Annotated in this window: 13 protein-coding genes and 1 pseudogene; 11 read left to right on the forward strand and 3 right to left on the reverse strand. The window is 68.9% G+C overall.

Annotation, left to right across the window (positions count from 1 at the left end):
* Positions 1 to 123: 123 nt before the first annotated feature.
* Positions 124 to 984, forward strand: a pseudogene (locus AC1MCD_RS01735) (sigma-70 family RNA polymerase sigma factor); the annotation flags it as partial.
* A 14-nt stretch (positions 985 to 998) separates the two neighbouring features.
* On the opposite strand, the gene AC1MCD_RS01740 reads toward AC1MCD_RS01735, so the two are convergent.
* Positions 999 to 1949 (reverse strand): glycosyltransferase family 9 protein, encoded by a 951-nt coding sequence (locus AC1MCD_RS01740; protein WP_498675307.1) that lies wholly within the window; start codon positions 1947 to 1949, stop codon positions 999 to 1001.
* Between the two features lie 126 nt (positions 1950 to 2075).
* On the opposite strand from AC1MCD_RS01740, the gene AC1MCD_RS01745 reads away from it, so the two are divergent.
* From AC1MCD_RS01745 to AC1MCD_RS01775, 7 genes are all read left to right on the forward strand, one after another.
* On the forward strand, positions 2076 to 2612 hold the full coding sequence (locus AC1MCD_RS01745) for a D-glycero-alpha-D-manno-heptose-1,7-bisphosphate 7-phosphatase (RefSeq protein WP_498675309.1): 537 nt from the start codon (positions 2076 to 2078) through the stop codon (positions 2610 to 2612).
* A complete protein-coding gene (locus AC1MCD_RS01750) occupies positions 2609 to 3712 on the forward strand; it encodes a glycosyltransferase family 9 protein (protein WP_498675310.1) in 1104 nt (367 codons plus the stop codon). Before AC1MCD_RS01745 ends, AC1MCD_RS01750 begins: the two co-directional genes overlap by 4 nt.
* Entirely contained in the window at positions 3709 to 4755 is a 1047-nt protein-coding gene (locus AC1MCD_RS01755; RefSeq protein ID WP_498675311.1) for a glycosyltransferase, read from the forward strand. The genes AC1MCD_RS01750 and AC1MCD_RS01755 overlap by 4 nt, the downstream gene beginning before the upstream one ends.
* Positions 4752 to 6002 (forward strand): glycosyltransferase, encoded by a 1251-nt coding sequence (locus AC1MCD_RS01760; protein ID WP_498675313.1) that lies wholly within the window; start codon positions 4752 to 4754, stop codon positions 6000 to 6002. Before AC1MCD_RS01755 ends, AC1MCD_RS01760 begins: the two co-directional genes overlap by 4 nt.
* Positions 5999 to 6688 (forward strand): D-sedoheptulose-7-phosphate isomerase, encoded by a 690-nt coding sequence (locus AC1MCD_RS01765; protein WP_498675314.1) that lies wholly within the window; start codon positions 5999 to 6001, stop codon positions 6686 to 6688. Before AC1MCD_RS01760 ends, AC1MCD_RS01765 begins: the two co-directional genes overlap by 4 nt.
* Positions 6685 to 8067: a D-glycero-beta-D-manno-heptose 1-phosphate adenylyltransferase gene (gene rfaE2, locus AC1MCD_RS01770; RefSeq protein ID WP_498675316.1), complete on the forward strand. Its 1383-nt coding sequence runs from the start codon at positions 6685 to 6687 to the stop codon at positions 8065 to 8067. The genes AC1MCD_RS01765 and rfaE2 (AC1MCD_RS01770) overlap by 4 nt, the downstream gene beginning before the upstream one ends.
* A gap of 62 nt (positions 8068 to 8129) precedes the next feature.
* Entirely contained in the window at positions 8130 to 8831 is a 702-nt protein-coding gene (locus tag AC1MCD_RS01775) for an SDR family oxidoreductase (RefSeq protein ID WP_498675317.1), read from the forward strand.
* A gap of 37 nt (positions 8832 to 8868) precedes the next feature.
* Here AC1MCD_RS01775 and AC1MCD_RS01780 read toward each other — a convergent pair whose 3' ends face one another.
* Positions 8869 to 9990, reverse strand: a complete 1122-nt coding sequence (locus AC1MCD_RS01780) for a glycosyltransferase family 9 protein (protein ID WP_498675318.1) — start codon at positions 9988 to 9990, stop codon at positions 8869 to 8871.
* Between the two features lie 186 nt (positions 9991 to 10176).
* On the opposite strand from AC1MCD_RS01780, the gene AC1MCD_RS01785 reads away from it, so the two are divergent.
* The 3 genes from AC1MCD_RS01785 to AC1MCD_RS01795 are packed head-to-tail and all read left to right on the forward strand — an operon-like array spanning position 10177 to position 14286.
* Positions 10177 to 11724, forward strand: a complete 1548-nt coding sequence (locus AC1MCD_RS01785; protein ID WP_498675320.1) for an aldehyde dehydrogenase family protein — start codon at positions 10177 to 10179, stop codon at positions 11722 to 11724.
* On the forward strand, positions 11721 to 13331 hold the full coding sequence (rfaE2, locus tag AC1MCD_RS01790) for a D-glycero-beta-D-manno-heptose 1-phosphate adenylyltransferase (protein WP_498675321.1): 1611 nt from the start codon (positions 11721 to 11723) through the stop codon (positions 13329 to 13331). Before AC1MCD_RS01785 ends, rfaE2 (AC1MCD_RS01790) begins: the two co-directional genes overlap by 4 nt.
* 40 nt (positions 13332 to 13371) lie before the next feature.
* Positions 13372 to 14286, forward strand: a complete 915-nt coding sequence (locus AC1MCD_RS01795; protein WP_498675322.1) for a spermidine synthase — start codon at positions 13372 to 13374, stop codon at positions 14284 to 14286.
* A 28-nt stretch (positions 14287 to 14314) separates the two neighbouring features.
* Here AC1MCD_RS01795 and AC1MCD_RS01800 read toward each other — a convergent pair whose 3' ends face one another.
* A complete protein-coding gene (locus tag AC1MCD_RS01800; protein WP_498675323.1) occupies positions 14315 to 15232 on the reverse strand; it encodes a LysR family transcriptional regulator in 918 nt (305 codons plus the stop codon).
* Positions 15233 to 15357: the final 125 nt, after the last annotated feature.

Consider the following 15357-nt stretch of genomic DNA (forward strand, 5'->3'; position numbering starts at 1 on the left):
GGGTTCGCCAGCCAGCTGCCCGCCGGGATGCTCTCTGAGGCATTGTTTTATAAGCAAGCTTATGATTTCCTACTTCTAAGTCTTGCCACAGGCTTTCGGACCACCACCCGGAGGATGCTGACAATGCCCGAACTCCTCTCTGCGTTTGCCCAAAATACCGCCCCATCCCCCCTGTTGCCCCCGGGTCTTTCCCGCGATGTGACATCGGAACTGCCCCAGCAGCAGCTGCCGGGGCAGTCATGGCAGCAGACGCCTGAGGACGCGGCCGGACCCCCAACTGCCAGACGGGGAGGACTCCGGGAAGCGTTCGAGAACGGGCTGGTCCTGGATTATCTGGATCTTGCCGAAGCACTCGCTGCACGGTTCGAAGCCCGGGGCCGCGAGCGTGCGGACCTCAACCAGGTCGCCTACCTTGGCCTCGTGAAGGCGGCAAAGGGCTTCGACCGGGGCAAAGGTGAAAGTTTTCCCGCGTACGCTGCTCCCACCATCACCGGCGAACTGAAAAGGTACCTGCGGGACCGCAGCTGGATGGTCCGGCCGCCGCGGTACATCCAGGATCTGCGCTCGAGGCTGTTCCGCACCGAGTCAGAGCTGGCTCAGTCCTTAGGGCGTAATCCCACAGTCGCCGAACTGGCCCAAAACCTGGAAGTGGAAGCTGGTGACGTGCGGGAGGCCATCAACGCTTCCAGCAGCCTCCACCCTGACTCACTCGACGCCGTCCCTCCCCACGGTGGGGCGCTGCCCGCGTCAGAGGTGCTTGCCTGCGCCGACATGCCCCTGGACCGGCTAGAGGAGCTCTCCTGCCTTCGCGAGGCCATGCAGGACCTGGACCCTGCAGACCGGGAACTGTTGTACCGCCGGTACTTCTGCGAGGAGACGCAGGTGGAACTGGGCAAACGGCTCGGCATGACGCAGATGCAGGTTTCGCGGCGCCTGGCGCGCGTCCTGGTGGACCTGCAGCACCGGCTATTGGACAGCAGCCAGCCTCTGGTCAGCGGTCATGGCGCAGTTGCCAACTCGGCCGCAGCCGAGAGCACATCGTCCACCGTTACGCCCAGCAGAGCAGGGTCCGGGCTCTCCGCGAACGGGTCACCACGGCGCAGATCCTCCCGCGTCAATGCCAGGTGAGGGCCGGAAGGCGGTCCCCAGCGCCGGGGACCCACCGGCCCGAACAGCACGATGGATGGCCGGGCGTACGCGGAGGCCAGGTGTGCTGCCCCGGTGTCCGCAGAGATGACCAGCCTCGCAGCCCCGATGCAGGCCGCGAACTCCCGCAGCTGCAGGCTGCCGGCCAGCACCGCGCTGCCGGGCAGTCCCGCCTGCCGGCAGATTTCCTGTGCGCGTTGCCGTTCCCGGGCGCTTCCGGTGAAAACCACCCGATGGCCACTTTCCGACAACCGCCGGGCCACCGCAGCAAACCGCTCGGCTGGCCACAGCCTGCTGGCAAATGCGGCCCCCACATGGATCACGGTTGCACCAGGAAGCTGCGCGGCGGCGGTGGGGAGGCTCAATGCGACATCCTGGGGGTCGGCGTCGATCCCGTGCCACTGCAAAAGGCGCGTCCACCGCGAGCGCTCGTTAAGGTCTTCCACCCAGTCGGGCCCGTCGATACCGTCGCCGCGGTGCGCCATGATGACCCGGGGACCGACTGCCTGGAGGAGGGTTGTGCTTTGCGGACCTTTGCCGTGCAGGTTGACGGCGATGTCAACCCCTCCCTGCGGGATTGGAAGGGGCTCGGCCAGTCCGCGGACGGGCAGCAGTTCATAGCCACCCACCAGCTCAACGGCATCGGCCAGCCATTCGGGGGACGCGTAGAGCAGGCGATGACGTGGAAAGGCCCTTCGCAGGGCATGCAAGGCGGGAACGGCGACCAGGAGATCGCCGAGGCCCAGCGCGCGGAGCACCACGAGCTGAGGCCGGGCACCGTCTTCCTCGTTCTGACGCGCCATCACACTGCCTTCCCTTCGAGCGCCACTCGTTTCGGCCCCGGTGGTCGGGGCACCTCCGAGGAGTCTATTCCGGGGAAATGCGTTGTGGCTTGTTTAGGAACTGCCCTGCCGGGGAACTACGTCCGTATGGGAAGTTCCGAAACACCGCAGCTCAGGGCTGTCCTGTTCGACCGGGACGGAACCCTGGTGGTTGACGTGCCCTACAACGGGGACCCGGGCCTGGTCCGGGCCATGCCAGGAGCCAAAGGCGTGCTGGATTCGCTTCGTGAGCGGGGTCTGGCGGTAGGAGTGCTCAGTAATCAGTCGGGCGTGGCCAGGGGCATCCTAACTGAGGCCGAAGTGGCCAGCGTCAACGCCAGGGTGGAGGAACTCCTGGGCCCCTTTGACGTGTGGGAGGTGTGCCCCCACGGGCCCGCAGACGGGTGCCCGTGCCGGAAACCGGCCCCCGGCATGGTGCACAGTGCCTGTCGGCGACTGGGGATCCACCCGTTTGAGGCAGCGCTGATTGGCGACATTGGAAGCGACGTCCGGGCGGCCGAGGCCGCCGGAGCCAGGGGAATCCTGGTGCCCACTCCCGTCACGCGGTCCGAGGAAATCACAAAAGCGAAACTGGTGGCCCGGGACTTGGCCGGGGCAGTGGACCTGTTATGGGAGGGGCCATGACAGGCCGCGTGCTGGTGGCCCGGCTGGACAGCCTGGGCGATGTCCTGCTGGCGGGCCCGGCGGTGCGCGCCGTGGCCAACGGCCGGCAGCCGGAAGGGAGCCAGCCCAATCACGTGGTGATGCTCTGCGGCCGGCAGGGCGAAGCGGCCGCGTCCATGCTGCCCGGAGTCGGGGAGGTCTACAGCTGGGACAGCCCATGGATCATGAACCCCGCGCCGCAGATGACAGGACCGCATGCCGGCCGGCTGATCGATTATGTGCGGAACTCCAGGATCACGGAGGCCGTCATCCTGACCTCCTTCCATCAGTCCCCGCTGCCCCTGGCACTGCTGCTGCGGCTGGCCGGCGTGGAACGGATCAGCGGCGCCTCAACCGACTATGCGGGCTCCCTGCTGGATGTCAGGCTCAGACCGGGGGAGGACATTCCGGAGGACCAGCCCGAGGCGGAACGGGCGCTGGGCATCGCCCGGGCAGCAGGGTTCCCGCTGCCCCGCGGAGACGATGGAAAACTCCGGGTGCATTCTGTTCCGGAAGTAAAGGAACTCGTGGGGGAAGGGCCGTACATCGTGGTCCACCCCGGAGCAGCCGTGCCGGCCAGGGCGTGGCCACCGCTCCATCACGCGGCCGCCGTCGAACTCCTGGCGGGGGCAGGGCATCGCGTGGTGGTGACCGGAGGCTCCGCGGAAACATCCCTAACCGCCACTGTGGCAGGACCATCAGCAAAAGACCTCGGCGGACGCACCGACCTTCGCACCCTGGCCGGGGTCCTGGCCGGGGCGGACGCGGTGGTGACCGGGAACACCGGACCGGCCCATCTGGCCGCAGCCGTGGGAACCCCGGTGGTCTGCCTGTTTTCCCCGGTAGTGCCTGCCGTGCGGTGGGCCCCCTACGGCGTCCCCTTGGAGCTGCTCGGTGACCAAAACGCGGCCTGCCGCCTCACGCGGGCGAGGATCTGTCCCGTCCCAGGGCACCCTTGCCTTGACTCGGTATCCCCGGAAGACGTGATGCAGGCGGTGGAACGCCTGATCGGCGGCGTGGCCTCGCTCAGCACACACGCGAGCACCCGGCTCAACACGCGCAGAAAGGACCGCCCTTCATGAGGATCCTGTTATGGCATGTCCACGGGGGGTGGACCGACGCCTTCGTCCGCGGCCGCCACGAATACCTCTTGCCCGTACTTCCCGAGGGCGGCCCCTGGGGCCTGGGCCGGGCGGGAAGGGACTGGCCTGACTCCGTCCGGGAGGTGGCACTGGCGGACCTCGACGCCGACGCGATCGACGCCGTGGTTCTTCAGCGGCCGGAGGAAATCGACGAGATTGCAGCCCGCTTGGGCCGGCGTCCGGGCACTGACCTGCCGGCGGCGTTCGTTGAACACAACACGCCGAAAGGGAATTTCCCCTTCAGTCGCCATCCGCTGGCCGATCAGGACACCATTCCGGTGGTTCACGTGACGCACTTCAACAAGTTGGCTTGGGACACCGGGCGGGCCCCGGCTCTGGTGGTGGAACACGGCATCCCGGACCCCGGCCAGCTCTACACCGGCGAACTGCCGGAGCTCGCCGTGGTGGTAAACGAGCCCGTCCGCCGCGGCCGGGTAACCGGGACAGACCTGTTGCCGGCGTTCGCTGCCGTGGCGCCGGTCCACGTGTTCGGGATGAAGACGGAGGGCCTTGCGGCCGCCGCCGGGTTCGAAAACACCCCGCTCCATCTCCGCGGTGACCTCAAAACCAGGGAGCTCCACCGCGAACTGGCCCGCTGCCGGGTTTACGTCCACCCGATGCGCTGGACATCCCTTGGCCTGTCCCTCCTGGAGGCGATGCACCTGGGCATGCCGGTCCTCGCCCTCGCCACCACTGAAGCACCCCGGGCGGTCCCGCCCGAGGCAGGGGCAGTGTCCGCCGACGTCGGGGAACTCCTCCGCGCCGCCGGACGCCTCCTCGCCAACCCGGAAGAGGCCCGACGGCGGGGCGTCGCCGCCCGGGAGGCGGCCCTGGCACGTTACAGCCTGGGCAGGTTCCTGGCTGACTGGGACGTTGTGCTTGCGGAGCTGCGACCCCGGCGCGCGGCCAGCAGGCACCCGGGTGGCAACGGACTCCTGGAAGAGCAGTTCCTTGTTCCGTCGCGAGAGAGGAAGTCCCTATGAGAATTTCCATGGTTTCAGAACATGCGAGCCCGCTGGCGGCCCTGGGCGGAGTGGATGCCGGCGGGCAGAACGTCCATGTGGCGGCATTGTCCGAGGCCCTGGCCGCAAGGGGCCACAGCGTTACCGTCTACACCAGGCGTGACGCGCCGCAACTGCCCCGCCGGGTGGCAGTGGGCCCCGGGCTCGAGGTTGTGCACGTGGACGCCGGGCCTGCCCGCCAGATTCCCAAGGATAACCTGCTCCCCTTCATGGGGGCACTGGCCGACGGCATCGCCGGGGACTGGGGCCAGCAGCCCCCGGACGTGGTGCACGGCCATTTCTGGATGTCGGGGCTGGCGGCCCTTGATGCAGCCGGGCGTGACGCGGGCTTCCGGGTCCCGGTGGTCCAGACGTTCCATGCGCTGGGCACCGTCAAACGCCGCCACCAGGGCGCCGAGGACACCAGCCCGCGCGAGCGCCGCTGGCTGGAACCCGGCGTGGGCCGCTCCGCTGATCGGATCATTGCCACCTGCCCCGATGAGGTTTTCGAGCTAAAGGCCATGGGCATTGACACCGCTAAGGTGTCCCTGGCACCGTGCGGCGTGGACCTGGGGCTCTTCACGGCCACCGGCCCGGCAGCCCCGCGGACGCGCCGCCACCGCATCCTCTCCGTGGGGCGCCTGGTGCCCCGCAAAGGTGTTGACCTGGTGATCCGCGCGCTTCCGCACCTCGCCGCGGCGGGGTGCGACGACGTCGAACTCCTGATCGTGGGCGGCGGCGCCGATCCGGGAATGCTTGACTCGGATCCGGAGGTGCGGCGGCTGATGGCGCTGGCGGCGGAACTCGGCGTCCGGGACAAAGTTACCCTGCTCGGGCACGTGCCCCGGTCCGAGATGCCCGCAATTTTTCGCAGCGCGGACGCCGTGGTGTGCGCGCCCTGGTATGAGCCGTTCGGCATCGTCCCGTTGGAAGCGATGGCGTGCGGGGTCCCGGTGGTGGCTGCCGCCGTCGGGGGCCTCCGTGACACGGTAGTGGACGGCGGCACGGGGATCCATGTACCGCCGCGGGACCCGGAAGCGATCGCCTCCGCTCTGGCCCGCTTGCTCCCAGACCCCAAACTGCGGGACGAACTGGGCGCCGCCGGGCAACGGCGCGCCTGCTCCCGTTATTCATGGGACCGGGTGGCCGCCGAAACCGAAAAGGCATACCAGCTGGCGGTGGCAGGAATGCCCGCCGGTCAGGCCCGGATGGAAGGAGTCGCGCTGTGACTGCCCAATGGTCCCTCCGCGAACAGGATCTGCAAACCGTGGCCGAAGACCCGGCGTTTCCGCCAACGTTGCCGGGCCTGGCTGTGGAGAATGCCGCCGCAATGGACGCCGTGCAGGTCCATCTGGACAACGTCCTTCCGGCGCTGGATTCGCTCCGCCGCCAGTCCGGCCGGCTCGCCGCCTGGGGCGTTGAACTGGCGAACCGGCTGCTCAGCGGCCAGCGGCTCCTCGCCGCAGGGAACGGCGGCTCGGCGGCTGAGGCGCAACACCTTACCGCGGAACTGGTGGGCAGGTTCGACGGTGAGCGCGTTCCGTTCTCCGCCATCTCGCTGCACGCGGAAAGCTCGGCGGTGACTGCCATCGCCAACGACTACGGCTACGAGGAGGTGTTCGCCCGCCAGGTCCGCGCCCACGGCCGCATCGGCGATGTGCTGGTCCTGTTGTCCACCAGCGGCCACAGCCCCAACCTGCTGCGTGCGGTGGAAGCGGCCGGGCGCGTTGGCATCACCACTTGGGCGCTCACGGGGCCCGGACCCAATCCGCTCGCCGCGGCCTGTGATGAGGCGGTCCTGATCGACGCCATCAATGCCAACGCCCAGGAAGGACACCTGATCGCCCTGCATGCACTCTGCCGGGCTTTCGAGTTGGAGGTTGGCCGCCGGACCTCGCGGACGGGCCTGCCATGAGGATCGTGGTGGTGGGTGATGTGATCCTGGACGTGGACCTGTCCGGTGAAGCCACCCGGCTCAGCCCGGATGCGCCCGTCCCCGTGGTGGATGTTTCGAGCATCAGGCGGCGCGCCGGCGGCGCCGGGCTGGTCGCCCGGATGCTGGCGGAGGACGGCTGGCCCGTCAGCTTGGTGACCGTGCTGGCGGATGACGACGCCGGGCGGCACGTGGAGGCTGCGCTCGCCGGGGTGAAGGTTGTGGCCGGCCCAAGCGGCTCCCCGACGCCTGTCAAGACCCGTGTCCGGGCAGGGACCCACGCAGTGGTCCGTTTTGATGAGGCCTGCGGCCGTCCCCAGGCCCCGGCCGTCACACCGGCAATGCTTCGGGCGGTGGCCAAGGCCGGCGCCATCATCGTGGCGGATTACGGCCGAGGCCTGGCCGCCAACCCGCAACTCAGGGAACTGCTGGAACGGATGGCTGACGAAGTGCCCATAATCTGGGACCCGCACCCCTCCGGCGCCCGCCCCGTCCCCGGTGTTTCGGTGGTGACACCCAACCTCTCGGAGGCGCATCAGGCGGCGGGTACCCGGACAGGCGGTCCCTTTGGGCAGCCCGCCGACGACGGTGCAGGCGGGGTGGCCGGCATCCTGCTGGATGAATGGCGCAGCCGCGCGGTTTTGGTCACCACAGGGGAACGCGGCGCCACGCTGCTGCTCGGACGGGACCGCACGCCGCGTCCCATCCTCGCGCCGCGGGTAGAGGCGGCCGACCCTTGCGGAGCCGGAGACAGGCTGGCCGCCAGCGTGGCCATCCACCTGCTCGAAGGCCGCGACCTCGAGGACGCTGCAGTCCTGGCGGTCCACGAGGCTGCCGATTTCCTGGCGGCCGGCGGCGTGGCATCGCTGCCGGACCGGCAAGGTACGGGCAAATTCCGGCGCCGGCCGGCGGAGCCCCTGCTCCTGGTCCGCCGGGTCCGGGACAACGGCGGAAAGGTGGTGGCTACAGGCGGGTGCTTCGACTTGCTCCATGCCGGCCATGTCAGGTCGCTCGTTGCTGCGCGGGAACTGGGTGACTGCCTGGTTGTGTGCCTGAACTCGGATGCCTCCGTACGACGACTGAAGGGTGAGCAGCGTCCCATCATGATCGAGCAGGACCGGGCAGAGCTGCTGCTCGCCCTGGAATGCGTGGACGCCGTGATGATCTTTGACGAGGACACCCCCGAAGCCGCCTTGGAACGGCTGCGTCCCGATATCTGGGTCAAAGGCGGCGACTACAAAGGTGAACGGCTGCCCGAGAGCGACCTGGTGGAGAGCTGGGGCGGGCGCTGTGTCACCGTCCCCTACCACCCCGCCCGCTCCTCGACCCTGCTGGCCGAGGCCCTCGCGAAAGTCAGCTGACGGCCCCACCAGACTCTCGACCTGATCAATCCTCAAAACCAATCCCCAGTGGAAGGAACACCATGAACACTGAGTCATCCTGGCCCGGCCGGGTCCTGGTCACGGGAGGCGCCTCCGGACTTGGCGCCGCCGTCGTCGATGCCGTGCTCAACGCAGGCGGGACACCCGTGGTGCTGGACCGCGACATCAGCAGCGTGTCCGGCGTCAAAGCTTTCGAAGTGGACGTTGCGGACCGCGCCGCGGTGGAGCAGACCGTCCGGGAGGCGGCAGAGTCGCTCGGCGGGCTCGATGCTGTGGTTACCGCGGCGGGGATCGACCGTTGCGGCAAACTGGCGGACATTGCCGCGGACGAGTGGGAAAAGGTCATCGGCGTTAACCTGATGGGCACCGTATCGGTGGTCCGGGCCGCCTTGCCTTACCTCAAGACCTCGCACGGCCGCGTGGTGACAGTGGCCTCCACATTGGGCAAGCGGGCCGTGGCTGATGCCACGGCCTACTGTGCCTCCAAGTTCGGCGTGGTCGGCTTCACGCACGCCCTGGCGGCGGAGACCGGCGGGGAGATCGGCGTGACCGCCATGATTCCGGGCGGCATGAACACGCACTTCTTCGACGACCGGACGGAGCAGTACAAGCCGCAGGACGATTCCCGTCTGAACAGCCCCGGCAACGTGGCCCAGGCCATCCTGTTCGTCCTGTCCCAGCCGCCGGGCTGCGAGGTCCGGGAGATGCTGATCTGCCATCCGGAGGAAGGTTCCTGGCCGTGACGCGGCCCGTTTCCGGAGGTTGCCCGCTGCACGGAACTTACAGCGCCAGCAGGCTCCTGACATCCGCATACACGCCGTCCGGCCGGATGCCGGCCACCAGCGAATCGTCGTGCGGGCATCGCGGGGCCGTCCAGCCAACCTGCGTGACGTCCGCCCCGCACACGGGGCAGTTCGTCACCCAGGAGAGGTGGACCCGGTGCCGGCCGCGGCCCAGCGGGCCCGCGGTCAAGGCGTTCCCGGCCCAATAGATCCCCACGGTGGGGGCGCCCAGCGCCTGTGCAAGATGCCGCGGGCCGCTGTCATTGGCCAGGACCGCGTCTGCCCGGGCGAGCAGGGCTGCCAGTTCGCCGAGCCCCAGCATCCCGGCCACCGAGGACACCTGGCCGTCTCCGGTGGAACGCCCGACGGCGGCATTCACCACGGCGCCCGCCAGTTCCGTTTCGCTCTGGTCACCGACCACCAAAACCCGGGCGCCGTCGTCGGCCGCTGCCCTGGCGACCGCCCCGAAACTCTCCGCCGGCCAGTGCCGCCGGGGGTCGCTGGCGCCGGGGTGCAGCACCAGCAGGGGACGGCCGTCCGGCGGCAGCGCCGCACCCAGCACGGCCGGAAGCCGGGCCACGAACTGTGGCCGTGGGTTAACCCGGGCCTCCAGCAGGACGGGTGGGGCGCCTGCCAGTCCGGCAACTTCGAGGGCGCGTGTGGGTTCGTGCTGGTAGTAGGTGTACGGCAGGGTGCGCTCCAGCGCGGCGGCGTCCGGCGTGCCGGATCCCACCGTATGGCGGGCCTCGATCTCCAGCAGGAACGGGTTGGAGAACCGCCCCCCGCCATGAAGCTGTACGGCGAGGTCAAACTGCCGTTCCCGGGCGGCGCCGAAGAACGCCGCCATGGCGGCCGGATCCGCCGGGCCGGGACGCACGCCCTCGGCAATGGGCAGCACCATGACATCATCCACGGCGGTGTGGGTGGCGGCGACGAGGGCTTCCTGGACAGGCGTGCCCAGCAGCGTGACGGTACTGCCCGGATAGGCCGCTTTCAGCGCTGACACCGCCGGGAGGGCAAACATCAGGTCGCCGAGGCCGCCGCCGCGCAGCAGCGCGATCCGCGAAACCCCGGCGAACTTGCCCAACACCGGTCCGACGCCCTCAGCCGTTTGTCCCATGCAGTGCCCCTCCCGTGCTGAGTTCTTACGTACCGCGAGCTTGCACGCCCGGTGCTCCCGCCTGTGGTGTCACCCTACGGAGGCGGGGCGCAGTTGGCTATACGTGGATTCTGTCCCGGAGCGGCGTGTAAACCGCTGTTCCGGGGGTACGGGACCGCAAGGAGAAAGTACGTACGGAGGAGATCCATGTATACCACCGCCACGCCCACAGCGAACCCCGACCTGCACCCTAACGGCTCCGGCCTGAGCATCAGCGACCCCCGCACGGGGGAGTACCGGTGGTCCGTCCCCGAGGCCGAACCCGGCGCGGTGGCGGACGCCGTCGAGATAGCCCGGAGCGCGGCCATGGGATGGGCCACCGTTCCGCCGGCGGAGCGGGGTGCCTGTCTCCGCAGCGCGGCCCGGGCCCTGGAATCGGCGGCGGAGGAACTGGCGGGCCTCAACAGCAGCGAAACCGGACGCCCCCGTGAGGAGGCTCTCGCCGGAATCGCGGCCGGGGTCTCCACCCTTGAGCAGTACGCCGAAATTGGCCCCCTGCACCGCGGGCACAGCCTGCTCGGCAACAGGTCCGCCTCTGACTACACGGTTGCCGAACCCCGCGGCGTGGCCGTGCTCCTCACCCCGTGGAACGATCCGGTTGCCGTGGCCTGCGGGCTCATCGGCGCCGCCTTGGTCACCGGAAACACCGTGCTGCACAAGCCGAGTGAGCGCTGTCCCCGCCTCGGCGAGGCCCTGGGGGAGGTGCTGGCGGCAGCGTTTCCGCCGGGCGTGCTGCTCACGGTGTCCGGCGGCGCCCGGGTGGGCGCCCTCCTGACCGGGGCCGCCGTCGACGTCATTGCCCATGTGGGGTCCAGCGCCTCCGGGAGCCGGATTGCCGGCGCGGGGGCTCAGACGGGAGCCCATGTGATCCGTGAGAACGGCGGGAACGACCCCCTTGTGGTCGACCGGGACGTGGATCCTGGCTGGGCTGCTGAGCAGGCTGCCATCGGCGCCTTCAGTAACAGCGGACAGATCTGCACCGCAGTGGAACGGATCTACGTCCACGAAGCGATCGCGGCCCGGTTCTGTACAGCCTTGGAAGCGGAAGCAGCGCTCCGGAACAATAACGGCAGTGTGGCTCCGCTGGTGGACACCACGCTCCGGGACATCGTCCATGCCCAGGTGTCGGAGGCCCGCGAGCAGGGTGCTCATGCCGTGGAAGGCGGTGACCTTCCCGACGGGCCAGGCGCCTTCTACCCGGCAACGGTGCTGCTCGGCTGCACAGACAGCATGCAGGTGATGACTGAGGAGACTTTCGGCCCGGTGGCCGCGGTCCAGGTTGTCCCCACGTTCGACGACGGACTGCAGCTTGCGGGCAACGGCCGTTACGGGCTGGCCGCCACGGTCCTGACGGGCAGCATCGCGCACGTCCAAAAAGCCATCGCGGCGCTTCCGGTGGGCACCGTGAAAATCAACGAGGTGTTCGGCGGCGCGCCGGGCGGCTCAGCCCAGCCCCGCGGTGCCAGCGGCGAAGGTTTCGGCTATGGCCCGGAACTGCTGGACGAATTCACCCGGGTGAAGGTGGTGCACGTGGCGGCTCCGCCACCGTTTGCAGTTCAACTGCCCGACGAGCCGCTGCCCGAACCGGTGCCGGCCGAACAGGTGATGGCTGAACAGGTGCCCGAGCAGGCGGTGCCGGAGCAGGCTGCGGGGGAAGGGACCGGCCGCCAAGACCGGAACGGGAGCCTGCAATGACTCCGGAGTCGGTGGCCGGCGCGGGTGATCTTTCCAGCGAGCGTGCCCTGTCCGGCGGGCTGCCGCGCCGCCTTGCCGCCGAACGTCCCGCCATCCTGGTGATCGGGGACGTGATGCTGGACGGCTGGTGGAGCGGCGTCATCGAACGGGTCTGCCGCGAGGCACCGGCGCCGGTAGTGGACGTCGCCACCCGCGACTTCGCACCGGGTGGCGCCGCGAACACCGCCATGAACCTGGCAGCCCTCGGAGCCCGGGTGTCCGTGGCCGGCATCATCGGGACGGACGACGCCGGGGCCTCGCTTCGGCGGAACCTCGAGTCAGCGGGCATCGATGTGAGGCACCTGCATTCCCATCCGGACATGGTCACCACCACCAAGATCAGGATCAGCAGCGGCGGCCAGGTGATGCTGCGGATCGATGACTCCGCCAAGGCTGTCCCGGCCGACGCGCTGGCCGCGTTGGCCTCCTCGGTGCGCACCGCCGTCGAACATCAGGACGCCGTGCTGGTGTGCGACTACGGGACCGGCGTCCTGGCCGGCCCTGTCCGGGCTGCCCTCGCGGAAGCCCTGACGGCGGGGGCGGCGCTCGCGGCGGAAGCGCCGGCGGGGACTGCGGAGGATGAGACTTTCAGCGGCACGGACAGCGGCCGACCCCTGACCGTGGTGGATGCGCACGATCCCCGCCCCTGGGCCGGGCTCCGGCCGGACCTCGCCACCCCCAACGCCCAGGAAGCTGCCCGGCTGCTGGACCTGCGCCTGCCGGACGGCCCCGGCCGAGTGGAGGCCGTGACGCGGCACCGTGACGCGCTGCTCGCGGCAACGGGAGCCCGGTCGGTGGTGGTGACCTTGGATAAGGACGGGACAGTGCTGTTTGCGGCCGACGGCGGCACTCACCGCACGTGGGCGCGGCCGGCAGCCGAGAAACAGGCGTCGGGCGCGGGCGATACCTTTGTTGCCGCCCTGACCCTGGCCAGGTCGGTGGGCCTTCCCCTGACCACCAGCCTCGATCTTGCCCAGACGGCGGCAGATGTGGTGGTGCACCAGCCCGGAACGTCCGTTTGCAGCACGGCCCAGCTTGGCCGGCATCTGGAGAGTTTCGCTGACACGGCCCTTGGGGCCGACGAACTAGCCATCCAGGTGGCTGCGCACCGGGCCCAGGGCCAGCGGATCGTGCTGACCAACGGCTGCTTTGACGTGCTGCACAGCGGGCACACCCGTTACCTGAACCAGGCCAAACAGCTTGGTGACGTGCTGGTGGTGGCGCTCAACAGCGACGAATCCGTCCGCAGGCTCAAGGGCCCGGGCCGGCCCATCAACAACGGCGCCGACCGGGCCGCGGTGATCGCCGCCCTCAGCTGTGTGGACTACGTGACCATCTTCGATACGTCCACAGCCAGTCCGCTGATCACGCAGCTTCAGCCGGATGTCTACGCCAAAGGCGGTGACTACACCCCGGAAATGCTGGCGGAAACCGAGGCAGTGGAGGAGTACGGCGGACGCGTCGCCATCCTGGACTACGTCGCTGAGCGCTCCACCACCGCCGTCGTACAGCGGATCCGCGACGGGGCGGGGGCGGAACCGCTGTCCGAGGCCGCCGATTTGGGGTGAACAACTAGGGTTGAAGCATGACTGAAGCGGCACACGGATAATGGCGAAGCGCGGTAAGTCAGGCGGCAGGAACAGCGGTCAGCGTTCGACGGCGGGCGTCGTCGAAGTGCCCAAGGGCACCCGCCCGGACGGTCCCGTCGAGGGCGTCTACTACATCGACACCGGCGACTGTGAGCTCATCGCCGACCAGGACAACTCCAACGGCTGGCTCCTGAAGATCAACGGCGTGATGAGCTCCCACATCGACCTCGCAGATCCGCTGTTCCTCGACTTCGAGTACATGCGCTGGATGGCGGCGCTCATCGAGTCCCGCTGGCCGCCGAAGGCTGCGGAGCACAGGGTGCGCGGGCTGCACCTGGGCGGCGGGGCCTGTTCCCTGGCCCGGTACTTCCACGCCGCGTACCCAGACGCGCGGCAGGTGGTGGTGGAGCTCGACGGCAAGCTGGCCGAGTACGTCCGCGGCTGGTTCGACCTTCCCAAAGCACCGCTGCTCCGCCTGCGGGTAGGCGAGGCCCGCGAGGTCACCGAGACACTTACGGCGGACACCCGGGATTTCATCATCCGCGACGTCTTCGCCGGTTCCCTGACGCCGCGTCCGCTCACGACGGCCGAGTTCACCGAGCACATCAAACGCGTGCTCGCGCCCGGCGGCATCTATGTGGTGAACTCCGGCGATGCTCCGGACCTGAAAAATGCCCGCGAGGACGCCGCCACCATTGCGGCCGCGTTCGAGCACACCCTCATCATCGCCGATCCCGCCATGCTCAAGGGCCGCCGCTACGGCAACATGGTGATGGCCGGCAGTGACACCCCGCTGGACGGGGACCCACAACTGGCCCGCCGGCTCCTGGGCGGCGCGGTCCCGGCCCACATCTGGGACGATGCCCAGGTCCGCGCCTTCGCCACCGGCTCCCCGGTACGCCACGACCCGCCAACCCCATCCATTGCTCCATAAACGTCGTTTTGGGGCGTGAAAACGACCGTTACGGAGCAGTCGATGGGGGCCGGCCCCTGCCCAGCAGCGCCTCCCGGTGCGCCGCAGTCTGGTCCCGCAATCCCTGGACGACGGCGGCCACCGCCGGGCGGCGCATGGAGTCCGGGCGCAGCACCATCCAGTAGGGGAGCAGTTCGGCGAAGTCGGCGGGGAGCAGCCGGACCAGATCGTCATGCAGATCGCCCATAAAGCACGGCAGGAACCCGATGCCGGCACCGGCGCGGGTGGCTTCCACATGGACAAACACGTTGGTGGAGGTGAGGCCGTCCCGCATGGCCGGAACCAGCCGGCGGGGTGCATCGAGGTCGTCCACCTGAAGCATTGAGTCCACAAAATAGACGAGCGGATGCTCCGTCAGTTCTGCCACACTTGCCGGGGTTCCGTGCTCAGCCAGATAGCCGAGTGAGGCATACATTCCCAGCATGTATTCCCCCAGCCGGATGGCCTCGGCCCGGTGGACCTGGGGTTCGCCCACCACCACCTCGATGTCCAGGCCGGAGCGCTGCTGCAGCGCCCGCCGGGTCATGGTCACCACTTCCACCGCGAGACCCGGATGGTCCCTGCGCAGCCGGGCCACGGCCGGCGCCGCGATGTACGCGCTGAAACCGTCGGTGGCCGTCATGCGTACGACGCCGGCAACCGGGTCGGGTGCCTTTCCCTCCGGACCCAGCGCGCCCACTGCTGCCTCCACCTGTTCGGCGACGCGCACCGCCTCCGTGCCCAGTTCCGTCAGTTCCCAACCGCCCGCAGCCCTGGCAAGGACCCGGCCACCCAATACTTTTTCAAGCGCGGCTATCCGGCGGGAGACGGTGGTGTGGTTGAGGCCCAAAGCCTGCGCCGCCGTCGTAAATTTGGCAGAGCGGGACACCGCGAGCAGGACCAGCAGGTCATCGGGGTTGGCGTTCATATCTGCAATTGTGCACATAGTCGGTGCTGCATTGGCCATTGAATGCGCAAGTTTGTGCAGTAATACTCGATGGAGCCATTAGTGCTGTGGATCACAGCACGTGTCAAAGTGGACACTAAGGAGAA

The organism is Arthrobacter sp. BF1 (assembly GCF_056680215.1).

Bases quoted from the DNA above. Each gene is read 5' to 3' on its own strand.
- AC1MCD_RS01775 (WP_498675317.1), top strand. From the start codon at position 8,130: ATGAACACTGAGTCATCCTGGCCCGGCCGGGTCCTGGTCACGGGAGGC.
- rfaE2 (WP_498675316.1), top strand. From the start codon at position 6,685: ATGAGGATCGTGGTGGTGGGTGATGTGATCCTGGACGTGGACCTGTCC.
- AC1MCD_RS01785 (WP_498675320.1), top strand. From the start codon at position 10,177: ATGTATACCACCGCCACGCCCACAGCGAACCCCGACCTGCACCCTAAC.
- AC1MCD_RS01755 (WP_498675311.1), top strand. From the start codon at position 3,709: ATGAGGATCCTGTTATGGCATGTCCACGGGGGGTGGACCGACGCCTTC.
- AC1MCD_RS01750 (WP_498675310.1), top strand. From the start codon at position 2,609: ATGACAGGCCGCGTGCTGGTGGCCCGGCTGGACAGCCTGGGCGATGTC.
- AC1MCD_RS01780 (WP_498675318.1), bottom strand. From the start codon at position 9,990: ATGGGACAAACGGCTGAGGGCGTCGGACCGGTGTTGGGCAAGTTCGCC.
- AC1MCD_RS01745 (WP_498675309.1), top strand. From the start codon at position 2,076: ATGGGAAGTTCCGAAACACCGCAGCTCAGGGCTGTCCTGTTCGACCGG.
- AC1MCD_RS01760 (WP_498675313.1), top strand. From the start codon at position 4,752: ATGAGAATTTCCATGGTTTCAGAACATGCGAGCCCGCTGGCGGCCCTG.
- AC1MCD_RS01800 (WP_498675323.1), bottom strand. From the start codon at position 15,232: ATGAACGCCAACCCCGATGACCTGCTGGTCCTGCTCGCGGTGTCCCGC.
- rfaE2 (WP_498675321.1), top strand. From the start codon at position 11,721: ATGACTCCGGAGTCGGTGGCCGGCGCGGGTGATCTTTCCAGCGAGCGT.
- AC1MCD_RS01795 (WP_498675322.1), top strand. From the start codon at position 13,372: ATGGCGAAGCGCGGTAAGTCAGGCGGCAGGAACAGCGGTCAGCGTTCG.
- AC1MCD_RS01740 (WP_498675307.1), bottom strand. From the start codon at position 1,949: ATGGCGCGTCAGAACGAGGAAGACGGTGCCCGGCCTCAGCTCGTGGTG.